This window comes from Skermanella sp., from assembly GCF_059503625.1.
The window spans coordinates 1-4,764 of sequence record NZ_JCACHA010001197.1 but is presented as its reverse complement, the minus strand read 5'-3'; the positions used below and the strand labels follow the sequence as shown (position 1 = coordinate 4,764).

At 62.8% G+C, this 4,764-nt stretch carries 4 protein-coding genes; 2 read left to right on the top strand and 2 right to left on the bottom strand.

The annotated features are described in order from the left end of the window. Positions 1 to 245 precede the first annotated feature (245 nt). Both pobA and AC5JJ6_RS42055 read left to right on the top strand, forming a co-directional pair. Positions 246 to 1,421 carry a 4-hydroxybenzoate 3-monooxygenase gene (gene pobA, locus AC5JJ6_RS42060; RefSeq protein WP_496047770.1) on the top strand — a complete coding sequence of 392 codons (1,176 nt, stop codon included), beginning with the start codon at positions 246 to 248 and terminating at the stop codon, positions 1,419 to 1,421. Between the two features lie 48 nt (positions 1,422 to 1,469). Continuing rightward, the gene (locus AC5JJ6_RS42055) at positions 1,470 to 2,840 is read left to right on the top strand and encodes an MFS transporter (RefSeq protein ID WP_496047769.1); all 1,371 of its coding nucleotides are present in this window, start codon (positions 1,470 to 1,472) and stop codon (positions 2,838 to 2,840) included. 14 nt (positions 2,841 to 2,854) lie between these two features. Here AC5JJ6_RS42055 and AC5JJ6_RS42050 read toward each other — a convergent pair whose 3' ends face one another. Both AC5JJ6_RS42050 and AC5JJ6_RS42045 read right to left on the bottom strand, forming a co-directional pair. Then, positions 2,855 to 4,066 (bottom strand): diguanylate cyclase, encoded by a 1,212-nt coding sequence (locus tag AC5JJ6_RS42050; RefSeq protein ID WP_496047768.1) that lies wholly within the window; start codon positions 4,064 to 4,066, stop codon positions 2,855 to 2,857. Between the two features lie 99 nt (positions 4,067 to 4,165). After that, on the bottom strand, positions 4,166 to 4,764 hold a 599-nt coding region (locus tag AC5JJ6_RS42045), incomplete at its 5' end, for a transglutaminase-like domain-containing protein (protein WP_496047767.1).

Here is a 4,764-nt window from a genome sequence, read left to right as displayed (position 1 = left end):
CCGCGCTGTCTTCGCCATACAGTTCGTATGTCGGTATTCCGCCGGTCATTCAGCCCCGCTCTAACTCATCTGCGATTGTTCGCGTAGCGAACATTTACCAATGTTCGAAAAATGCCAGGACTAGACGGATCTGTCCATTCACCGTTCGCCTGAAGCCGCTATCCTGGCGTCAATTTTCCGGGGCAGCCGCTGACGCAATGCGCAGCCGCCCTGTTGTAAGCAAAAACATCATGGAGGAAGCGGTGATGCGCACCCAGGTCGGCATCGTCGGCGCGGGACCGGCAGGTCTCTTGCTGTCTCATCTTCTGCATCTCGAAGGCATCTCTTCCGTCGTTCTGGAAACACGGACCCGCGAACAGATCGAGTCCACGATCCGCGCCGGTGTTCTTGAACAGGGGACCGTCGATCTCTTGACCGAGATCGGTGTAGGCGAGCGGATGAAGCGGGAAGGCTTCGTCCATACCGGCATCGAACTGCGTTTCGACGGACAGGGACACCGTATCGACCTCAGCGATCTCACCGGCGGCAAGGCGATCACCGTCTACGCCCAGCACGAAGTCATCAAGGATCTGGTCAAGGCAAGGCTGGATACCGGCGGAGAGATCCTGTTCGGCGTCAGCGATGTCAGCCTGCACGGCATCGACGGCGACAGCCCGAAGATCCGGTTCACCCAGGACGGCGAGCAGCAGGAGATCGCCTGCGATTTCGTCGCCGGCTGTGACGGCTCGCAGAGCATGTGCCGCTCGAACATCCCTGAAGACAAGCGAAGCCAGTATTCCCGTATCTACCCGTTCGGCTGGTTCGGCATCCTGGTCGAAGCGCCCCCCTCCTCGGAAGAATTGATCTACGCCCACCACGAGCGCGGCTTTTCCCTGGTCAGCACCCGCTCCGCCGATGTCCAGCGGCTCTACTTCCAGTGCGATCCCAAGGACAGCGTCGATAACTGGTCCGACGACCGCATCTGGGCGGAGCTTCATGCCCGGCTCGACACGGCCGAGGGATCGCAGCTCAACGAAGGGCGCATCTTCCAGAAGGGCATCATCGGCATGCGAAGCTTCGTCTTCGAGCCGATGCAGTACGGCAGGCTGTTCCTGGCCGGAGACGCCGCCCATGTCGTGCCGCCGACCGGCGCCAAGGGGCTGAACCTCGCCGCAGGCGACGTCGTGGTGCTGAGCCGGGGACTGGCCGGCTTCTACCGGTCGGGCAGCCGCGATCGGCTCGACGCCTATTCGCACATCGCTTTGAAGCGGGTATGGCGGGCGGAGCATTTCTCCTGGTGGATGACGTCCATGCTCCACCGCTTCCCCGACCAGGACGCGTTTCAGAACAAGCTCCAGGTATCGGAGTTGAACAACGTCGTGAACTCACGGGCGGCGGCCACGATGCTTGCCGAGAACTACGTGGGCATGCCGATCGGGTGAGCCGAAAGCGGCTTTGATAAACAACGATAATAGCGATGGAGGAAACCGATGCCGCCGGAACGCAGTGTCGACGTTCAAGACTTTCTCAACGAGAATCCGTTTTCGCCTTACCAGTGGCTGACCTTCGCCCTGTGTTTCTTCATCGTCCTGCTCGACGGCTTCGACACGGCGGCCATCGGCTACATAGCGCCTTCGCTGATAACGGAATGGGGCGTGCAGCGCCCGGCGCTGGCGCCGGTGCTGAGCGCCGCCCTGTTCGGCCTGGCGTTCGGCGCCTTGTCCTCCGGCCCTCTGGCCGACCGTTTCGGCCGCAAGACGGTGCTGGTCGGCTCCGTCTTTGTAATGGGAGCCGCATGTCTGTCCTCCGCCTTCTCGGCTGAACTGGACCATCTCGTCGTCTGGCGCTTCGTCACCGGCCTTGGGTTGGGCGCCGCGATGCCCAACGCCGTCACCCTGATGAGCGAGTACTGTCCCGACAGCAGGCGCGCGATGCTGACCAACGCGATGTTCTGCGGCTTTCCGCTGGGCGCCGCATTCGGCGGTTTCCTGGCGGCCTGGATGATCCCGATCTGGGGCTGGCGCAGCGTGCTGATACTGGGTGGCGTCGCTCCGCTGATCCTGATGGTGCTGCTGATCGTGCTGCTCCCGGAATCGGTCCGCTACATGGTCGCAAAGAACGCCCCGGTCGAGCGTATCCGCGCCGTGCTTCGGCGCATCTCGGCATCCGCCGCGAACGCGACTGCCTTCGTCATGAGCGAGAAAGCGACGATGGCGCAGCCGGCGGGCAAGAGCGGCATCGGCGTCGTGCTCTCAAGCTCATACGCGGTCGGTTCGGTGATGCTGTGGATCACCTATTTCATGGGATTGGTGATCTTCTACGCGCTGATCAACTGGATGCCGATCCTGTTCCGCGATGCGGGCCTGGAGCAGCACAACGCGGCGCTCATTTCGGCCCTGTTCCCGCTGGGCGGCGTCGGGGCCATCCTGTTCGGCTGGTTGATGGACCGGTACAATGCCAACAAGATCATCGCCACTGGTTTCGTGCTGACGGCCTTCGCCATCTACGCCATCGGTCAGGTGGCAGGCAATCTTGGCTTGCTGGTGGTGGTCGTGTTCGTCGGCGGCACCTTGATGAACACCGCGCAGTCGTCGCTGCCGGCCCTCGCCGCCGGCTTCTACCCGACCAATGGGCGTGCGACCGGTGTCGCCTGGATGCTGGGCCTGGGACGCTTCGGCGGCATTGCCGGGTCGTTCCTGGTGGCCGAGCTTTCCCGCCGGCAAATGACCTTCAGCGAGATCTTCACGATCCTGGCGATACCGGGCCTGATCGCGGCGGCGGCCCTGATGATCAAGCAGTTCGCCCATCCGGAGCAGAAAGCATCGGGTGCCGCCGTCCGGCAGGAGTCGCTGGGACACTGACGGCAGGGGACAGTTCAGGCCGGTTCCAGTTCCTTCGGTTCCAACGTTTTCGGCATCGCTTCTTCGCCGGCACAGATGCAGTCCTTGCCGGATTGCTTGGCGGTATACATCCGGTGGTCGGCGATCTCGACAAGTTGAGTGGAGCTTTCCGGCGCTTCGGCGATGCATTCGGCGATGCCGATGCTGGCAGTCTGCGGGTTGCCGTCGGGCCGGATGCCCAACCCTTCGGAGCGAAGACGGCGGATGGCCGTCAGCGCTCCGGGGGTGTCGGTATCCGGCATGACGACCAGGAACTCCTCGCCGCCCCAGCGAATCACCAAATCGCCCTGGCGCAACCCGCTCAGCAGGGACTGGGCGGCATTGCGCAGGACGCGGTCGCCCTCGTCGTGGCCGAAGCGGTCGTTGACCTTCTTGAAGTCGTCCAGATCGACGAACACCAGGGAGAGCGGGCGCTTGTTGCGGCGGGCGTTGCCGAACTGGAGGTTCAGCATTTCCTCGCCGATCCGGCGGGCATAGGTGCCGGTCAGCTTGTCATGCGACGACTGGTTGACCAGAGCCATCAGGAAGTGGAGCTGGCTCATGGCGGCGAGCGTGGCGACCGACGACAGCAGGAGGAGCAGCCACATCGCCCCCAGGTAGGAATTGAACGGGAAAATGGCCGACCCGTAAACTCCGGCCAGGAGATGGGCCAGAACCAGCGGCGACGCGAACAGCACCCCTTCCAGCGCCGTGATGGGAAAGACACTGAGGCCGGCGCACATGACGAAGGGCAGGAAAGCGTAGCCCGCCGCGATCGCGGCGGCCGGGCTGTCCGGATCGAACTGGTTGACCATGGGATGCGATGCGACGAAGAACATCACCGGGACGGCGAGCAGCCATCCCAGCGCCTTCCAGGCATGCCAGATGCCTTCCCCGCCTCGATACCAGACCGCCAAGGCTCCGAAGGCGGCGCTGGCCACGATCCGGAGGGCTGCGAGATAGCCCCACTGCGGCCATGTGAAAAGGTACATGTCGATGACGATCCAGAGCGGCGTCAGGATCGAGAAGACACCGGCGACCAGTCGCGCACGGGAAACGATCAGCGCGGCGCGACGACGCTGGATCAGCGACGAATGCTGGAACGGCTGGATAAGGTCGTGGACTTGACTGAGCGACAAGTCACCGTCGATATTCGCCAACGTTCTGTCAGCCAGCCCCATCGCAATTTTTGAGATCCTGTCCTTCACGCCTTCTCCCGCAAGGCTTTTAAAATTCACAGGAGATTATAATAAAAATAATCCTACTTTGGTAGGGGTATCATTATTCGAAGAGTTTAGTTGGGTAGCTCAATCATCTATGGGTTCAACATCGACCTGGACGTTCAGCGTATGTCCCCAGCCGCCGAGAATTATCCCTCGGACCGGGCTCACATCATCGTAATCACGGCCCCAGGCCAGCGTTATGTAGTCGGCATCGACGGGCTTGTCGTTGGTCGGATCGAGGTCGATCCACCCGGCCTCGTCGCCGCACCAGACGGAAAACCAGGCATGCGACATATCAGCGCCCACCAGCCTGGGCCGTCCCAAAGGCGGATGAGTACGCAGGTAACCGCTGACATACCGTGCGGGCAGTCCTACGGAACGCAGGCAGCCGACCCCGAGATGGGCGAAATCCTGACAGACGCCGCGCCGATGGGCCAGCACCTCGGCCAGCGGGGTCGCCACCGTCGTCGCGGTCGAGTCGAAGGTGAAGTCGGTATAGATGCGGCGCATCAGGTCCAGCGCCGCGTCCGCCGCCGGCCTTCCTTCCTTGAAGGAGGGGGCCGCGTATTCGGCCAATGCGGGCGATGCGCGGACCATCACGCTGTCGAACAGGAACTGGCTGGCGTCTATCGCGTCCGGCGTCTCCGGATCCGCGGCCAGCTTGCACACGGTCTCCCATGAAG

Coding starts and splice junctions, on each gene's coding strand:
- AC5JJ6_RS42055 (WP_496047769.1), top strand. CDS start 1,470: ATGCCGCCGGAACGCAGTGTCGACGTTCAAGACTTTCTCAACGAGAAT.
- pobA (WP_496047770.1), top strand. CDS start 246: ATGCGCACCCAGGTCGGCATCGTCGGCGCGGGACCGGCAGGTCTCTTG.